At 44.6% G+C, this 16,665-nt stretch carries 15 protein-coding genes and 1 tRNA gene; 7 read left to right on the top strand and 9 right to left on the bottom strand.

Annotated features, from left to right (window positions below; translation table 11 throughout):
- Positions 1-590 precede the first annotated feature (590 nt).
- The 8 genes from AB7C91_RS01515 to AB7C91_RS01480 all read right to left on the bottom strand — a co-directional run bounded on the left by AB7C91_RS01515 (position 591) and on the right by AB7C91_RS01480 (position 6,683).
- A complete protein-coding gene (locus AB7C91_RS01515; protein ID WP_428588735.1) occupies positions 591-1,163 on the bottom strand; it encodes a hypothetical protein in 573 nt (190 codons plus the stop codon).
- Positions 1,164-1,213: 50 nt separating this feature from the next.
- A complete protein-coding gene (locus AB7C91_RS01510) occupies positions 1,214-2,452 on the bottom strand; it encodes a DnaB-like helicase C-terminal domain-containing protein (RefSeq protein WP_428588732.1) in 1,239 nt (412 codons plus the stop codon).
- A complete protein-coding gene (locus tag AB7C91_RS01505) occupies positions 2,442-3,236 on the bottom strand; it encodes a Lin1244/Lin1753 domain-containing protein (protein ID WP_428588729.1) in 795 nt (264 codons plus the stop codon). Before AB7C91_RS01505 ends, AB7C91_RS01510 begins: the two co-directional genes overlap by 11 nt.
- Positions 3,237-3,246: 10 nt before the next feature.
- Positions 3,247-3,510 carry a hypothetical protein gene (locus AB7C91_RS01500; RefSeq protein WP_428588726.1) on the bottom strand — a complete coding sequence of 88 codons (264 nt, stop codon included), beginning with the start codon at positions 3,508-3,510 and terminating at the stop codon, positions 3,247-3,249.
- A 4-nt stretch (positions 3,511-3,514) separates the two neighbouring features.
- Positions 3,515-3,748 (bottom strand): helix-turn-helix domain-containing protein, encoded by a 234-nt coding sequence (locus tag AB7C91_RS01495; RefSeq protein WP_428588723.1) that lies wholly within the window; start codon positions 3,746-3,748, stop codon positions 3,515-3,517.
- Positions 3,749-3,878: 130 nt separating this feature from the next.
- Entirely contained in the window at positions 3,879-5,144 is a 1,266-nt protein-coding gene (locus AB7C91_RS01490) for a hypothetical protein (RefSeq protein WP_428588720.1), read from the bottom strand.
- Positions 5,137-6,477 carry a tyrosine-type recombinase/integrase gene (locus tag AB7C91_RS01485; RefSeq protein WP_428588717.1) on the bottom strand — a complete coding sequence of 447 codons (1,341 nt, stop codon included), beginning with the start codon at positions 6,475-6,477 and terminating at the stop codon, positions 5,137-5,139. Before AB7C91_RS01485 ends, AB7C91_RS01490 begins: the two co-directional genes overlap by 8 nt.
- Before the next feature lie 134 nt (positions 6,478-6,611).
- Positions 6,612-6,683, bottom strand: a tRNA-Val gene (locus AB7C91_RS01480).
- A gap of 180 nt (positions 6,684-6,863) precedes the next feature.
- Between AB7C91_RS01480 and AB7C91_RS01475 the strand changes: the two genes are divergently transcribed.
- Positions 6,864-7,601: a LytR/AlgR family response regulator transcription factor gene (locus AB7C91_RS01475; protein ID WP_428588714.1), complete on the top strand. Its 738-nt coding sequence runs from the start codon at positions 6,864-6,866 to the stop codon at positions 7,599-7,601.
- Positions 7,598-8,908 carry a GHKL domain-containing protein gene (locus tag AB7C91_RS01470; RefSeq protein WP_332448265.1) on the top strand — a complete coding sequence of 437 codons (1,311 nt, stop codon included), beginning with the start codon at positions 7,598-7,600 and terminating at the stop codon, positions 8,906-8,908. Before AB7C91_RS01475 ends, AB7C91_RS01470 begins: the two co-directional genes overlap by 4 nt.
- A gap of 292 nt (positions 8,909-9,200) precedes the next feature.
- Here AB7C91_RS01470 and AB7C91_RS01465 read toward each other — a convergent pair whose 3' ends face one another.
- Positions 9,201-9,713 (bottom strand): hypothetical protein, encoded by a 513-nt coding sequence (locus AB7C91_RS01465; RefSeq protein ID WP_428588710.1) that lies wholly within the window; start codon positions 9,711-9,713, stop codon positions 9,201-9,203.
- A 443-nt stretch (positions 9,714-10,156) separates the two neighbouring features.
- Between AB7C91_RS01465 and AB7C91_RS01460 the strand changes: the two genes are divergently transcribed.
- The 5 genes from AB7C91_RS01460 to AB7C91_RS01440 all read left to right on the top strand — a co-directional run.
- Positions 10,157-10,774: a hypothetical protein gene (locus tag AB7C91_RS01460; protein WP_428588707.1), complete on the top strand. Its 618-nt coding sequence runs from the start codon at positions 10,157-10,159 to the stop codon at positions 10,772-10,774.
- A 279-nt stretch (positions 10,775-11,053) separates the two neighbouring features.
- A complete protein-coding gene (locus AB7C91_RS01455) occupies positions 11,054-13,063 on the top strand; it encodes an FAD-dependent oxidoreductase (RefSeq protein ID WP_332448262.1) in 2,010 nt (669 codons plus the stop codon).
- A gap of 488 nt (positions 13,064-13,551) precedes the next feature.
- Positions 13,552-15,063, top strand: coding sequence for an ABC transporter substrate-binding protein (locus AB7C91_RS01450; RefSeq protein ID WP_332448261.1), 1,512 nt, complete (start codon positions 13,552-13,554; stop codon positions 15,061-15,063).
- A complete protein-coding gene (locus AB7C91_RS01445; RefSeq protein ID WP_332448260.1) occupies positions 15,060-16,028 on the top strand; it encodes an ABC transporter permease in 969 nt (322 codons plus the stop codon). The genes AB7C91_RS01450 and AB7C91_RS01445 overlap by 4 nt, the downstream gene beginning before the upstream one ends.
- A partial coding sequence (locus tag AB7C91_RS01440; RefSeq protein ID WP_428588702.1) for an ABC transporter permease occupies positions 16,025-16,665 on the top strand: 641 nt, incomplete at its 3' end. The genes AB7C91_RS01445 and AB7C91_RS01440, both read left to right, overlap by 4 nt.

The following is a 16,665-nucleotide window of genomic DNA, read 5'->3' as shown; positions in this document are numbered from 1 at the left end:
GTCGGGAAGCCCTCTCCTTTTCCTTTCTAGGAGAATGTGCAACTACTGTACCATGCTTAGGCTACACTTACCAAAGCATTTTGCAACTTTCGGTCGTCTTCCTGATAAAACAATTTGCCGCCTAACAAGTATTGTGGAAAATAGATCACTTATAATACCCATTACTATTCCTTGGTAATGTACTGTGGAGGAGGGGGTATGACCCCCTTCGCTCCTATCTCACCTCTGAAATCAATCATCCTCTTGTCTTAAGCCGTAGCCTCAGGAAACGTTCAAAACGTCCTCCACAGTAGGAGCGCCCCTCCACTAATACTTACTTTTCCATGTACTTCCATAAGCAACTCCTTGGTGAAATTCCATACAGATACTACATTTCTGACAAGCCTCATAATTGGTTCCAGAAAGATGCAAACTAAAATGACATAACCTGACTGTAACGATATTATCAGTTTATGTCTTATGTCAACAAAATTTATTTCTGGTACTTGAAATTTTCAAACATATATTCAAACGGGCATGATGCTAGACGTTTGAGACTTTTATCTAAGAGTTCAAACTTTTATAAATTCGAATTATTAAACCAAACCTGACTAGTCTGAATCATTTCTATCATGTAATTCTTCAGATTGCGACGGCTTCCCAAACTTACTCAGAAACATATCAACCTGAGCAAGCAAGTCATCTGCCATCTTGTTCTCTTTAGCACGTTCCTTAATTAGCACAGGGGTTTCTTCTGGTACTGGCAAATATCCTATAGCTTCTTTCTCGATCTTCATTCCTGATTCCAGGTATTTCAACAGTTCAGAATTCGACAATGTTGAAGGATCAACATTCTTGAGAGCATACAATGCCTTTTCCTGGATTGCTCTTGCATTCTGAGCATGCCTTTCTGACATCTTCTGCCTATATGCTGTTATTTCTTTCCTTCTTTGTTGCTCTGTGAAAGTATCAAAGCCATTACATCGCTGAACCCATGAGTATTTTGAGGACCAACGAAACAACTGCGCCTTTGATGTACCGTTTTCGCCATACATTTGCACTACTTTCGCTATCGAACGATCAACCCCATAATCTCGGTATATACAAAAAGCAGCATACGCTTTTGATGATTCGCCTTCCTGCCGTTCCCAAGACGGGTTGGATATTTCTTTCGTCTCTGACATTGTTCTACTAATCCTCCCAGCTTCTTCGTTTCTCTAAAAAACCGTGTGCATCATCGGCTTTTAGAATAGTTGGTTGATTCTTGGAAATGCATGAATTGTGGCAAGAAATCCACCCGCACATCTTCAAGTTGGCCATCCCTATTTTTTTGGATGCAAAGATAAGTTTCTCTCCCCACTTCAACAGTTCCATCCGGGTCCATAATGTTGTAGATCATGATTGCTACATCTGCATCACGTTCAATTTGTGTTGAATCAGAAAAATCAGAAAGCTGTGGCTTTTTTCCTTCTGCATCCCTTCGGAGTTGTGCTGCACAGATAACCGGTACATTCAACTCTCGTGCAAGTTGCTTCAATCGTTTGGAAACCTCTGATACTTGTTCATTTTTTGGTCTACTTGCATCGCTGTAAGAAAGCAGTTGAATATAATCGATGAAAACAACTTCGACTTTATTATACCGTTTCGCATCATGAGCAATGCTTACCAACCGTCCGATTGCAATGTTTGGTTCATCGTGAATGATGATGTTCTTTTTCTCAAACAACAAGCTACTCGCTGTTATCACTCTTTCTGCATCCTGTTCATGCAGCGTTCCATTGTAGTAATTTCGACTATTTACTCTTCCTTGACGAATGATCATCCTATCGGCCATCTCTTTTCCGCTCGATTCTGCAGAGAAGATAATACAAGGAGCATCACAGTTAAGAGCCAGGTTCATCAGTAGCGTACTCTTTCCTTGGGAAGGTCTTGCCCCGATGTAGTACAACCTGGTCTTTTGCAATCCTCCAAAGGCAAGATCTAAACTCTTGAATCCGGTGGTAAGACCTGGCATCTTCTTGCTATCAGCACGTAGCTGCAATTCAGTAATACTATTCTCTATCAAAACAGGTAATGGTATCGGTTTAAAGATAGAACGACTCCTGGTTTGTTCTGTTGCAGAGTCGAACATCTCAAGCAAAGCGTCTGCTGAAAGGTTGCTTGAACAGATACTTTCTGAAACCTTCTTGATCACTCGTACTCTGGCAGTATCGATAATCTCTTTCTGATAATGTTCCCATGTTGAGGTAATGATATTTCCGGTTTTATATCCGAGGACTTCATTTATTGGGATGCCACTCAGTTTTGAGACGCTCAATTCATCAACAGCAGAGCCATCAGCAGATAATTTCAACATTGCAGAAAATATTGCCTGCTCTTTCTCGCCTAAGAAATCTGATTGAGCAACACAGACCTTATTTAGAATCATCGGATTCCAAAAAATCTGCCCGATGAAATACTGTTCAGCATTCATTTCGTATCCTCAATCCTTTGTACGGGTCATAGGAAGCTTTTGTTATAGCCGGTGTGCGTATGGCATTACGTTCCCAGTTGCGGACAGATGCTTTCCAATCTTTCATTGCAGTTTTGCCTACAACCCATCCATTTGCTTCGTAGTGATCCATGAAGTGCTGGGCATCAATAGTATTATTCCTCTCAATGCAGTACTCTCGGATCTCCTCGATTGTGGGTTTACAAAACCGCATAGGCTGTTTGGTTGTTTTTGCAGCTTTTCCTTTCTCTGCATCTTTATTACTACATATATCTATCTCTTCTTTCTTATCTATCTTATCTATGGCAGTTCGCTCGCAATCCGAACGCTCTGCATTCGCAGTACATGCGCATTCTGTTATTGTGATGGGATGATTACTTAATTCTATTACATGATTGTCTTTATTCTTGTCTTTATCATGCCTGACACGTGCAGCTCTGCTATTCCTCAGAGAAGTCTTCACAATTCGATCAATATCAGAAAGCAACCGATTGGACCAAAAGGTTTGACCATCTGACTCAAACAACTGAAAGACATCGATGCAAGCAATCAAGAATGGTTTCACAGTCCTCACATCTTCACCGATGGCCAGAGAGACCATCTTGTAGTTGAGTTCTGCTTTTCCTCCCGAAGAAAACAAATACTCAATGATCTCCCAAAACAAGCCATATCCTCGAACGCCGAACTGTTCGCGCATCTTCAGAATCTTTTCATCCCTGGATGCATTTGCATCGTGACTGAAATAATGATCTCGAATTTTATTCATACAGAGATCCTCACTTGCTGCCAAACTTTTCCATCAAGTCTTCGAGAAAAGAGGCCTCTGAACGATTGCCAGTCCAGATGAATCTTTCTGAGAGTGTCCTCAGAACAACAGCCATGAAAGTCGGTACTGTATAGACCTTCTCTGGGTTAATCTCTTCTGTCTCGCTCAATTCCTTCTTAATAAAAAGATTTGCAAGATCAATTGAGCTGATATGACTAGAGAGCACTGACTTGGATGGTGATTCACTCTGATCAGATTTGTAGTGTTTTGGCATGCAACTATTTGCCTCTCCGGTTCAAATTCCCATAACGGATTTCATCCAGAGTTTGGACCTCACGTTCCTCAATCCAAGCCAGTATTTTTTCTTGGTCAAATCGGACATGCCCACCGATTTTTGTATAGGGAATAGTCTTGAGCCATACATACTTTCGAACCGTTTTTTCTGCAATACTGAGAAGATCGGCTACTTCTTTGACGTTTAAAAATCTTTTCTTTTGAAAAACTTGACTCATTGAGACTCCTCACAGTTGCGATTGCTTCTGCATCGCTTGATTTGTCTCAATAGTAGGGAACCTTCCTCGGCATAGATATACGGAAAAAGTTGTGTCTTTCTTGTAGTTTTTTTCTTAGTGTCTACTACTGTCAGTGATAGGCAGAATTCTTTATAGATTCAAAAGACCTTTTTCCATATTTTTGGCCATTAGCTTTTCTAATTTTTTCGGAGAGTTGATTATAAGTTGGAAAAAATTGGAAATATAGAGAAGTAGCTTCTTCATCATTTTTACTATGGTTGGCAGCGTAAGCTCTGACTCCTTTTTCAAGCCCAGTCAAGAACCCATTCATGGAGCGTACAGCTATATTGTATATTCCAACTTGAGAAAGATCACGTTTAAGAAGCTTGTTTTCGAGTGCTATCGTTTCCCAAACAGTATAGTCATAATTTGCCCAAGGGTCTTTCTCTGTTTGTTCGCTGGTTCCAAATCTCTTCGATAGGACCTTTTGCATGGTTTCTTCGATTGCTGCAAGTAGATTGGGATCGATAGGAGTCTGAGAATCCCATGGTCTTCCATTAAGATCCTTATCATCTCCAAGCACTTTAATGACATTCACATATGTATTTGAAAGCTCCCCTAAAGCCTGTGCTAATTCATTATCAACATCACGCAACAAGACCATATATTTGGGAATACTTTTATCGACAAACTGTAAGGTTGAATAGTCTTCCCAAACATCGCCTAAGGTTCGGTTACCATATTGGCTCCTATGTATATCAGGTTTTTTCTTACTCAATTCTTGTGGATTACAAAAAGGTTTCAGTATTGCTGGTACCGGACTATCCTTCCAATTCGGATGTACAGGGATATAATCCAGACTGTAAATCAATGAAATTACCCTATCCAAATGTGTATGCGAGCAACCTTGATTGATGGCACCGCTTATAAACTCGCTATCTTGCTTGATATTATAGTCGTCATAGTATCTCTCTTCTCCACTGTAAAATAGGTTACCAACAGTTCTCCACAGAATAAATATTTGAACCTTTGCATCTTCATACTTGGGTAGATCTTCAATTGCAATTTTTTTAAACTCAACCAGTCCATCCCAAAACTGGCTGAATTTATATCGGTGAAGAGGTATTTCATAATCATAGCAATTGTTCCATATTTGATTATATAAGTGTTGCATTTTCTCTGCAGAATCTTCAGCCATCATTATTGGATTGTATTCATTGAATAAATCCTGGAGCAATTGAGATAAAAATCGTGCATGTATGGTCATTTTTAGTTTCGTCATTGCTAACCACATGGCATCAATTGATGTATTGTAGTTGGGGATATTCCTACGAACCAAACTCATCATATTCTGACCAATAGAAAACACTAATTGACTTACAAAATTTCTATTCATACCTCACGACCTTTTCTTGGTTCTGTTTTTTATCCTGTTTTGTTTCTCCAAACATCTCATCCACAACACCTCCAACAGCAAGGATGTCCTCATCGCTCCCATGGGTGTATCTATCGCTCATTGCTTCACTTTCATGCCCAACAACAGCCCTCAGGGCTTTCTCTGTGATCCTTCCCCTGAGGTTGGAATTGAAGGTATGCCTGAGGCTATGGAAATCAATATTACGAGCCTTACGAGCATCTTCATCGATACCCGTGTATTTCAAGGCCGTGTAGAATTGTTTGAGGAAGAAACTGGATGCAACAGGATTATTTGGACTTTTCTTCGACCAAAATACCCATTTGCTACCGGGATGGGGGTTCTTTTTGGCTTCTTCCAGCAATTGATCACAAAGGGCCCTGGGCACTGGGACTTTTCTGGTGCGCTTGCCCTTGGTGGACTTTTCCTTTGCATAATCATTGTATGCCCGGTCGACTGTCAGTATACCAAACTTCTCATCCACCAACTCGATCTGATCAGACGTAAGTGCTCGGATCTCACCAGCTCTCATACCCGTATAGGCAGCCAGAGAAGTTGCAAGGAATGGTTGCATGGTTGTTTTTACTGAAAATTCTTTTTCTTTAAACTGTGCTTTGCCAGTCTTGTCGACATCTGGAACCCTGGCTTCTTTTATTTCAATCGTCCCTACGGTCGCCTTGCGATATAAGTAATCAAGTACTTTCTTGATTTCCTCTATGGTATAAATACCGCGTTCCTCGTAGGTATTGGCAATCGATTCAACACCATCCATGGGATTATGGGCTATCCATTTCTTCCTGGTGGCTTCCTTGAGAGGAACCGACATGCTTTGAACGACTCTTTTCACCGTAGCGTTCGAGAGCTTGCCTTGATCCAATAGGGTGTCGATAACCTTCTCTATGTTTTGAGCAGTGACTTCATGCAGGTTCAACCGTGGTGGAAGATTGGGTTTGGCATGCGTCTTGAAACTGCCCAACATATTCATGGCATAATCTTTTCCAATGCTATTGGGAGCTTTTTGGTTGCGTCTTCTGATATACTCAGAGTTATCAAAATCCCAAAAATCACTGACATACTCAATGAAGTTTTTTGTGTCGCGATCAAGATTGATGATTCCTTCAGCAATCGCACGTTCAACAATGACGTACGCCTCTTTCTCTCTGGTGATCGGCAGTTTGTTGCTGACACCAAGTTTCCGTCGAAGCAGCTCCACACTCATGGAGAGAAGGACCTTTCGAGAATCATTAGGATCCGAGAAATTCACATAGAAGTAACTGCGTTTGGCTTTCTTCCGCTTTGTGAGATAGTAGTTCATACTCTTTTGCACTCCGTTTAACTCACTGTTCATAGCGCCTCTGCATACCCCTTTACATACCCCGAAGAGTTTTTCTCGAATTCTCCACCAACAAAAAAAGCAACCAACTCTTTATGATAGAGTCAGTTGCTTGTTGGGCGCGATTGGGTTTGAACCAACGACTTCTACCGTGTGAAGGTAGCACTCTCCCGCTGAGTTACGCGCCCGAGTTACTTTGACTATGATACGGAAATATCATGATACTGTCCAGAGGGTTTTCGCAAACAAGATTGAGAAATATTGCATTGTTGGTTAATTGTCATGTAGCTCTGTTTTTGATAGACAACTGCCAAAATATCAAGTAAAGTTAGGTCTTTGAATTGGTTTTTATGTTGCAAGGACGAAGTATGCTTGATATTGCCATTTGTGATGATGATCCGGTCCAGCTTGCGCTTTTGTCTTCCTATACCTATGAATGCCTTGAGAAAAATCATCTATATGCAACAGTCCTTGAATTCTCTCATCCTGATGAACTATTACGAGTCTGTGAATCAAAACGATTTCATCTGTACATCCTTGATATCGTCATGCCCATGCTCAATGGAATAGAAGTGGGGAAGGCGATCAGGGAAAGAGACCAGGAAGCCTTGATTCTCTTTGCCACCTACGAACCAAGCTTCGCCCTGCAATCCTTCGCAGCAAACCCAATCAATTATCTGATCAAACCCATCGACAAGCAACAATTCTTCAAAACGCTCGCATTGGCTGTGACGAAGCTGAAAGAGACCGAAGTGACCATTCACCTGGTGAAAACCCATGACGGCATCAGAGTGCTCAAGCTTTCGGAAATCCTTTTTTGTGAATATTCCAAACATGCCGTGACATATTCGCTTTGCGGGGAAAGGACGGTCACTACCAAAGTCATCAGGGGAACCTTCGGTAGTCACATCGAACCCCTGCTGCAGGACAAACGGTTCATCCGCCCTCATGTTTCCTTCGTCCTGAACATGGATTGGGTTGATGGATTTGACAAGAACTGGTTCCGCCTGTGTAGTGGCGCCAAGGTACCCATTGTCGCCAAGCAGTATAGTACAGTACGGGATACTTATCTGGATTATATATTTGCAAAAGGGCTGAATCAATGAGCGAACTCATCCCGAATCTCATCCGAGGTAGTGTCACTTCGGTCATGAATGTCCTGTTACTGTTCACCCTGACCAAGCCGAAGCACGGATACAGTTCCACAGTCTTGGCTGCAGTGCTGATCTTTGTCGCTGATATGGCCAACACCTGTTATTTTTATCTGTATGGAGATTTGACGAGTGTATCCCAGGCAAATCTCGTCACCTTCATCATTATGGGAATCTGCCTCAAACCTCTTTCCAAAGAAAGCTGGCTGCAATGGACATTTAACTACCTGACCACACTCAACAGCATGATGATGATCACCCTCCTCAGTTTCTTTCTCAGCAGGTTCTTTCCTTACCCGCAATATATCAATACCATCTTCCGCCTGGTGCTCTATATCCTTTTGATCCTCTTATTCCAACTCTATCTGCTTCCCCAATATCAGAGCGCATCAGCCCACTGGCCGATGTTCTCCTTTTTGATCCTTTCCATATTCTTCAATTTTGCCTATTACTTCTCTGCAACAGCAGACATCCAACATACCCTGCTTCGAGCAAAAATACCTCTGTATCTTCTGGTCCTGTTGAGTATCGCCTCCTATGGTACTGTTTTTTACTCGCTCAAGCGCTTGGATACCCTGCATTCCTTGGAAACGGAAAACCTCAACATCCAGCATGAACGCGCCTTGTTTGCCCAGGCGGTGGCAGACTTGACCGAGCGAATGAAACTCATGGACCAAATAGCCTATCAAAACAGCATAGCAGCACACGACCGAAGACATTTCAACAATATGTTGCTGAGCTTGCTGCAACACGGCGAAGTCGAACAAGCCGTAACCTTTCTGCAGAAGCATACGGAACCAGTATCGGTTGTACGACGATCATACTGTGAAAACAAGGCAGTGGATGCCATCACCCGATATTACGTCGATCTGGCTAAGGAAAAAGGCATACCGACGGAAGTGGACATCACCATTCCCGATCAACTTCCTGTCGATTCCTTGGAACTGGCGTTGGTGGTAGCCAATCTCTTGGAGAATGCGATCAAAGGATCACAGGGGAGGGAAGGCGGTATCCGCTTCATCTCAAGGCAGTTTGGCAGACTTGCTTTGGAGATATCCAATCCCTGCAGTGAAACGGTAGTGTTGAATGCATCGGGCCTTCCGGTCAGTGAAACAAGCGGCCATGGCTTCGGAACCAGAAGCGTATGTGCCTTCGCTGCGAAGTATCATGCTGAACTGATCTATCAGGTGGAGGATGGATGTTTCCGCGTTCGGTTGCTTCTGAAGCCGAGGGAGGGAAAAACCCCCATTTGTAAGGGGTAGGGTACCTGTCCTTTGTTTGGCGGGAATACATCCATATCTGTGTACTCTCAGGATTCTGGAGTAAACAGACATGGCAAGATATTTCAACAAATTGTATCCCTGTAAGATAGATAGTTGGTAGGGCTGGGATTATTTATTTGAGAACCTATTGAAAAACAAGAGAGAAACTGGGCAATATTCTGCTCATATGGTCTTGATGTTGCTCGACGTTCATCAATTTTCAAATAGTCAGTAACGCAAAGTTTTGGTGATTTACAGGCTTTCTCTCTTCATCGAAAAGGAATATTGCATTCTATATTTCTTCAACTCTATACTTGAAAACAGAATCGAATATATCCGTTTGAGTTAAGTCTGTGTTTACTTTTGCAACAATAATATTCCACGTATAGATAATCCCCACTCGAATGTGTGTAAATTTGCGAGTGGACGAATTGTAGGAACTAAGCCAACCCCCACCAATAACATCATTTGAGGTAGCGCTATATCTGCGGCTGGGTAAATACCAGCATGCATCAACTTCCCCAGGAAGTACATCTGGGGAATAGAAATCCTCAGGGATAATCCAAACATAGTAACCGTTTGCATTGTAAGGAAGATTCAGCGATACGTTGAAGGTGAATCCGTCTTTATTGATATCTGCAGGTTTGGGATTGGCTGAAACCACCGTTACTGATTTGTCATCGCTCTGATAAATATAAGATTTCTGTTCTTCGTCATTTGAACCAGTAAAAAATTGTAATACCGAATCACATCCGCTCAAAAAGATAATTAATGCGATTGAAATGAGAATGATGCGTTTCTTCATAGACTTCCTCCATCAGAATCAAGCAAGATTCCAACCTGATTGGGTCCTTCATCAGGTTGCTTTTCCCCATGCCACAAGATATTTCTAGTGTCACATGCTGTCGGCTGATTTGTGGAATGCCTGTATATATCAATAGCAAAGGAAGAGTGGGGAGGCAACATTCATAAAAGTTCAGTACTCTCTCATTGTTTGTTGTGCTTCTGGTGATATTATCTTACTAGTTTATTAAAAAAACAATTAAAAGATATTCTATATTTCAGAAAAAACAGAACTTTTTTCTTTACAGTATGAAAATTATAGTGTTATGCTAATAGCATAGTTATTTGTATTAGTGGTATTCCTGCACATTCTAACATCGTTTCCCTAACCGCAATCAGGCCTGTTGATATCCTACTATTAGGTTCGGCGAATTCGGTTGGAACATATGGAGAAAGAGGTGTATTATGCGGAAACCCAAGTTGATCCTTCTGGTTTTATTTCTCGCAATGCCAATGACCGTGTTTGGCGCTTCCTTTACCATCAATGAAATTCGTTCAGTCAATGATTTGCAAGGGGCAGAATTCGGGCTTGAACTTGGACCTTTAGTACTTACAACAGGTGTTGATTTTGTTTATATCAATACATTGGCTATAGATACATCCCGGATGTTATTTGATGAAGACATTCATGCGCAAGCAGAAGGCGCTCTGCTTTTTCCCTCTGTTGGAGTGAAAATACTGCTTGGGGAAAAACCAACCAGGCTTTTCGTGAAAGGGAACGTCTCCAAACTCATACCAATTGTCAATATCAGCGCTCAAGTTGGAAGTGAGGATATGATAACACCGGAAATCCAGCAATTGATCCAAGATAATCTCAAAGTATTCGAGTACTACGGAGGAAAGATCGGGGTAGGTGTAGAACATCGTTTCGACAAACATCTTGGGTTGGTAGGAGAGTTTGGTTTGCGGTATCAATTGGCTGCAATACACTTGTTCCCTGATGCAAATGATATTCCTACCTTGAATGTGGGAGCATTGGTGGGCACGACATATACAACACTTGGAGTTGGGTTCTTCTTCTGAAATCCAATCAGGTTGGTGTTTTAGGAAAAAAGCCAGCGTGCATCACGCACAAAAGGTACAATGTTGGTGGAACATACGTATGGTTTTAATCCTAACTTGAATAAATGCTGGAATTTGAAATATGGCTATGGCGATCGATGACAGAATGCTACGATTTACCCTTGAGCAAAAACAAGGAAAAGAGAATTCAAAAGGAATGAATAAAAAAATATTGAGAAATACTTGCCACTAACAAATAATTATACTATATTCAGCCCGTTAGAACGTAGGAGAAATAGGATGAAAGACCTTTTAATTATTGGTGGAGTGGCTGCAGGCGCTACCGCAGCTGCAAGAGCACGAAGACTGGACAATGACGTGAATATCACTCTGCTGGAGGCGGGAGCTGATGTTTCCTTCGCCAACTGCGGACTTCCGTATTATCTGGGAGGAGACATTGCATACCGTTCTTCCCTGATCCTTGCAAGTGAAGAGACCTTTGATGAGCAGTACAAAGTCAAGGTGCATACCCACACGGAAGCGCTTGAGATCGACAGGGAACAGAAGAAAGTAAAAGCCAAAAACACGAAGACGGGAAAGGAACAAACCTTCTCCTACGACACACTCATTCTTGCCCAAGGCGGCAAGCCTGTCGTCCCCCCGCTTCCGGGCGTTGACAAAAGCCATGTATTCCAGCTTTGGACGCTTGCCGATATGGACGCGATCGATACCTTCATCAAAGAAAAGGAACCCAAGAAAGCCGTGGTAGTCGGTGGGGGTTTCATTGGTCTGGAGATGGTCGAGGCGTTGACCAAACGCGGTATGAACGTGACTTTGGTGGAAATGGCACCCCAGGTAATGCCCAATTTGGAAGGGGAGTTTGCTGGTTTCATCACCAAGGAGTTGATGGACTTCGGCGTTCAGCTCAAGCTCGGCAAGTCTCTGCATGCCATTGAGGACACCAAGGTGGTACTCAATGATGGTTCTACCGTTGATACCGATTTTGTACTGCTTTCGGTCGGTGTACGACCCACCTTGCAGCTGGCCAAGGCCGCTGGTCTTGAAGTCGGCTCCACCGGAGGCCTGCAGGTTGATGCATCTCTGAGAACCAGCGATCCTTCCATCTATGCTGCCGGCGATATGGTGGAGATCACCCACAACGTGTTGGGAAAGACGGTACGCATGCCGCTTGCCGGTCCTGCAAATCGCCAGGGACGTATTGTCGGAGAGAATGCTGTAGGTGGAAATCGTACGTATAAAGGTGCTTCGGGCACTTCGGTCGTCAAGGTATTCGATGCGGTCGCAGGATCGACGGGTATGAGCTTGCGTTCTGCCAAGGATGCAGGATTCGAAGCCGATGCCGTGGTGGTGCACAAGGCCAGCCATACCGCCTACTATCCGAATTCCCAGAAAGTCAGCCTGATGTTGATCTTCGACAGAAAGACCAAGAAGGTGCTCGGCGGACAGGTTGCCGGGAGGGTCGGAGTAGACAAGCGGATCGATGTATTGGCCACGGCAATTGCCGGCGGGCTCACCATCGAGGACCTTGCTGAACTCGATCTTGCCTATGCTCCCCCGTTCAATTCGCCAAACGGCCCGATCAATATGGCTGCATTCACCGCAGTCAACCACACAAACGGATTCAGCCCCTCGGTGCTTGCACAGGACGTGGAACAGTTCATTCTTGAGAATGAACCGATTGCCATCGATCTGCGCGATCCGATCAGCTTTGCCAAAGCCAACCTGCGAGGAAGCAACAACCTCAGCCAGACCCAGCTCAGGGAGAATCTGGACAAGATTCCGCACGACCATCCGATTCTGCTCATCAGCGACGATGGACAGAAAGGCCATGTCGTACTGAGGATGCTCAAAGGATCGGGCTTCGACCAAGTATTCAACCTCAGCGGCGGGTATTTCAGTCTTGAACGATATGCACGTGCCATCGGGTATCAGTATCTGAGCGTCGGTCAGTTCGCCGTCGAGCGCAAGTCTGTACAGGACAAGAAGGAAGACGGGAATGCCAAGAAAGAGGAAGAGCAGAAGAAGCAGGAAGAGAATGCTGGACCGCTGATCATCGATGTACGCACGCCGATGGAGTTCGCCATGGGTGCATATCCCGGTGCCATCAATGTCGGGCTGGACGATCTTGCAGACTGGGCGGAAAACTTCGAGGACAAGAGCCGGAAGATCATTGTCTATTGTGCATCTGGTGCCCGCTCAAGCTATGGCATGCGGGTATTGAATCAGATGGGTTTCACCAACGTGGAGAATGGTGGTGGACTGCATACCATGATGGCTCGACAGAGATAATTCCAGTACCAAACGAGAGTATCTCAAGCCGGTTCCCCATTCGGGGCCGGCTTATTTTTTTGCTCTGAGCAAGGAATGCGTAGGAGACAGAAATTTGGATACTTGTATACAAGAAAATGTACAGAATATGTATACTATATGCATACAAAGAGAAAAACTGGAAAAATAATTTTCCTTATCGTTGGTTTCCTGCTAACTTTGAATCGATATTGTCTAGCATATCTTGAGATTGTTAAAACTATAACATATAACAAAAAATGAAATCTATCATTGGATATTTCCTTGCGAAAACCAGCCAAGTTTGGGAGAGGTAGGCGTGGGTTGACAATGTGACAACTTGGATAAATAATAAAGTTGTCAGAAACAGAGAACGTAATAGAACGCGCTTTATCGACAAGCGTGCCAATTGTATGTGGCTGGAAGTCGGCCTCTGTTTTCATAAAAACCCTGTATGCCACATACCCGATCATGCATTCTGAGGAGGTGTTATGAAACGAACGATAAGCAGTATCTTGGTCCTGCTGACCCTTGCCATCCCGATGGTCTTCGCCACCGGTGCCAAAGAAGCAGCCGTGAATGAGAAAAGCATTCGCATCGCCGAACAAGTACCTGGGTTGATTACCCCCGGAGTATGGGATGGACAGGCGTTTTCCCTGAATTCATCAATTTATGAATACTTGGCAGAAATCAATGCAGAGACAGGTGAATTGGATCCCGTACTGGCAACCAGTTGGGAAACGAACGACGGAACGGATTGGACATTTCACCTCCGCAAGGGCGTGAAATTCCAGGATGGTTCCGACTTTACGGCAAAGGATGTGAAGTTCACCATCGAAAGGACGCAGGACCCTGCGGTCGGGCATTTGAAGAAAGCTGATTTTGAAGTGGTGAAATCCATCGATACTCCGGATGACTATACGATGGTAATCCATCTTTCCGAAGCCAGACCGACTTTCGTGTATCAAATGACCGATTACAACATGCCCATACTCTCCAGCGAGTATGATTATGCCAATCTTGGTGAAACCAAACCAATGGGCACCGGACCGTATATCCTGCAGCAGATGATTCCCAAGGAATCGGCGATATTGGTGCGCAATCCCAACTATTGGGCGGAAGGTCTTCCGAAGATCGACAAGATCCTGATCTACTTCGTCGCAGACATTGATGCAAGCATCTCGATGCTCGAATCCGATCGAGTGGATGTCGTTCCATTCGTAACCCCGGTCATCAAGAACAGATTGGAAGGAAACGATACGATTTCGGTCATTTCCCCGTATCAGGAACAACGCTTCATCTCAATGGCGGTTGACCGAAAGCCCTTCGATGACAATCGCGTACGACTTGCCTTGAAATATTCGATGGATCCCCAGGTTATTGCCAAGAGTGTGGCCAAGATGGATCTGAATGACGGCGTATTCTACAACGAGACTCCGATCATGAATGCACTGGCGGAATACAAGGACAGACCCTTGCGTACACGCGATGTTGCTAAGGCGAAAGCTCTGCTTGCAGAAGCCGGCTATCCGAATGGAGTATCCGTTCCCCTTTACTATGCTTCCGATCACCCGTTCAGCAAGGAATTGGCTCAGACAGTCAAGGAACTTGCCTCCGAGGGTGGTTTTACCATCGAGTTGAAGGGATATACCCGAGACGTCTATCTTTCCCAGTACTGGTTGAATGTCCCGCTTTCCATCACAGGTTGGGGTGGACGCATCGACCCGTCCATGTTGTTGTCCCTCGCATTCAAGGGTGGAGCGCCTTGGAATGAGTCGCATCTGAACAACCCGCAAATCAATGCGTTGATCAACAAAATCTCGACTGAACCCAATGCAGATGTCAGAACCGGTTACTATCATCAGTTGCAGGATGTGTTCTACGAAGATGGTCCACTGATCAACGTACAGGTTCCCTATCTGGTCGCGATCAACAAAAGGGTGGATGGATATCGTCAGCCTTTGACGATGCTCCCGCAGTATAAATATATGGATGTGCGATGAATAGAACAGCAAGCATCATTCTTCGTAGACTGGGGTCGCTTCTCGCGACCCTGGTTGTTATGTCGTTGCTCATTTTCGTCCTGGTGGAGATCATGCCGGGCGATGTTGCGCAGATGATTCTCGGACAGAGTGCCACAAAAGAAGCGGTTGCCGCATTGCGTCAGGCGCGTGGACTCGATGATCCGATGCTCCAACGGTATGGCAGATGGATCAGCCATGTAATGGTCGGAGATCTAGGTCAATCGATCTACATGCAGGGCGTTGCGATCAATTCAATATTGTGGAGAAGGGTAGGCCATTCCTTGGTACTTGCCTTGACGGCCTTCCTCATGTTCGTCCCCCTGTCCATCTTTATGGGAGTGGTCGCAGGGGTCAAGGAAAAAAAGCCTACCGATTCGATCATCTCTTTCTTTGGGTTGGCGACCATGGCCCTTCCGGAATTCATTTCCGGTGTGTTTCTGATTACCCTCTTTGCCGTCCAACTGGATTGGTTTCCCATTGTCAGCGTGATTCCCATAGGGGAGAGCCTGTTCGAGAATCTCAATATTCTGGTATTGCCCGCGCTTTCCATCACGTTCGTCATGTTCGGCTATGTCTCAAGAATGCAACGCTCTTCCATGATTCAGGTCATGCATTCCGATTATATCCGTGCGGCCGTACTGAAAGGGATGCCCCGACGATACGTCATTTTCAAACATGCATTGAAGAATGCAATGCTTCCCACCATTACGATCATCGGAATGAATATGGGATGGTTGTTTGGAGGATTGGTCGTGGTCGAGACCTTGTTCGGCTTTCCTGGGATGGGTTCTTTGTTGATGACCGCAATCAAGACCCGTGATGTCCCCTTGATCGAGGCATGCGTGCTGTTGATCACGGTTATCTACTCAGTATCCACCATGATAACCGATATCCTGTACAGCTATCTCAATCCGAAAATCCGATTCCAAGGGGGCCGGAAATGAAATACTTTCTCTATATCCTGAAAAAAAATCCTCTGGCCATCGTTGGAATTGCCATCATGGTTTTCTGGTTGGCCGCCGCCTTGATCGGACCTTCGGTGTTGCCATTCACACATACACAAATGGACTCTGAATACCAAATGGCCGGTCCGGGAGTCCATGGACATGTTTTGGGTACTGATAGTCTGGGACGTGACATTCTTTCACGCATCATCTACGGAAGCAGGTCCATCCTTACCGTTGCATTATTGACTTCCTTGGTCTCCACCTTCATCGGTGTGATCCTCGGTTTCAGTGCAGGGTATTTCGGAGGCAAGGTGGACGCAACATTTCTCCGGTTGATGGATATCTTGATGGCGATCCCTCCTTTGGTATTGTCCATGGTGGTACTCGGCATACTCGGGGATTCCTCCATCGTATCACTGACGCTCATCGTCTCAATCGCATTCGTTCCGGCGACGGCACGTGTTTCCCGTGGCGTACTCTTGACGGAGAAGAATCAGGAATATGTGTCCGCTGCGCGTATCAGGGGGGAAAAGCATCTGTACATCATGTTTGTCGAGATTCTTCCCAATACAACCGGGCCGATCATCGTCGAGGCGACTGCACGGTTTGCCTATTCGATCATGACGGTAGCTTC

Source organism: Sphaerochaeta sp., assembly GCF_050256055.1.
In the GTDB taxonomy this organism is placed as follows: domain Bacteria; phylum Spirochaetota; class Spirochaetia; order Sphaerochaetales; family Sphaerochaetaceae; genus Sphaerochaeta.
Note: the sequence above shows the minus strand (reverse complement) of the source record. Positions and strands in the feature narration are given on the sequence as shown.

What these genes read in the sequence shown, in the direction of transcription:
- AB7C91_RS01515 (WP_428588735.1), bottom strand. Translation starts at nt 1,163, where the DNA reads ATGTCAGAGACGAAAGAAATATCCAACCCGTCTTGGGAACGGCAGGAA.
- AB7C91_RS01510 (WP_428588732.1), bottom strand. Translation starts at nt 2,452, where the DNA reads ATGAATGCTGAACAGTATTTCATCGGGCAGATTTTTTGGAATCCGATG.
- AB7C91_RS01505 (WP_428588729.1), bottom strand. Translation starts at nt 3,236, where the DNA reads ATGAATAAAATTCGAGATCATTATTTCAGTCACGATGCAAATGCATCC.
- AB7C91_RS01500 (WP_428588726.1), bottom strand. Translation starts at nt 3,510, where the DNA reads ATGCCAAAACACTACAAATCTGATCAGAGTGAATCACCATCCAAGTCA.
- AB7C91_RS01495 (WP_428588723.1), bottom strand. Translation starts at nt 3,748, where the DNA reads ATGAGTCAAGTTTTTCAAAAGAAAAGATTTTTAAACGTCAAAGAAGTA.
- AB7C91_RS01490 (WP_428588720.1), bottom strand. Translation starts at nt 5,144, where the DNA reads ATGAATAGAAATTTTGTAAGTCAATTAGTGTTTTCTATTGGTCAGAAT.
- AB7C91_RS01485 (WP_428588717.1), bottom strand. Translation starts at nt 6,477, where the DNA reads ATGAACTACTATCTCACAAAGCGGAAGAAAGCCAAACGCAGTTACTTC.
- AB7C91_RS01475 (WP_428588714.1), top strand. Translation starts at nt 6,864, where the DNA reads ATGCTTGATATTGCCATTTGTGATGATGATCCGGTCCAGCTTGCGCTT.
- AB7C91_RS01470 (WP_332448265.1), top strand. Translation starts at nt 7,598, where the DNA reads ATGAGCGAACTCATCCCGAATCTCATCCGAGGTAGTGTCACTTCGGTC.
- AB7C91_RS01465 (WP_428588710.1), bottom strand. Translation starts at nt 9,713, where the DNA reads ATGAAGAAACGCATCATTCTCATTTCAATCGCATTAATTATCTTTTTG.
- AB7C91_RS01460 (WP_428588707.1), top strand. Translation starts at nt 10,157, where the DNA reads ATGCGGAAACCCAAGTTGATCCTTCTGGTTTTATTTCTCGCAATGCCA.
- AB7C91_RS01455 (WP_332448262.1), top strand. Translation starts at nt 11,054, where the DNA reads ATGAAAGACCTTTTAATTATTGGTGGAGTGGCTGCAGGCGCTACCGCA.
- AB7C91_RS01450 (WP_332448261.1), top strand. Translation starts at nt 13,552, where the DNA reads ATGAAACGAACGATAAGCAGTATCTTGGTCCTGCTGACCCTTGCCATC.
- AB7C91_RS01445 (WP_332448260.1), top strand. Translation starts at nt 15,060, where the DNA reads ATGAATAGAACAGCAAGCATCATTCTTCGTAGACTGGGGTCGCTTCTC.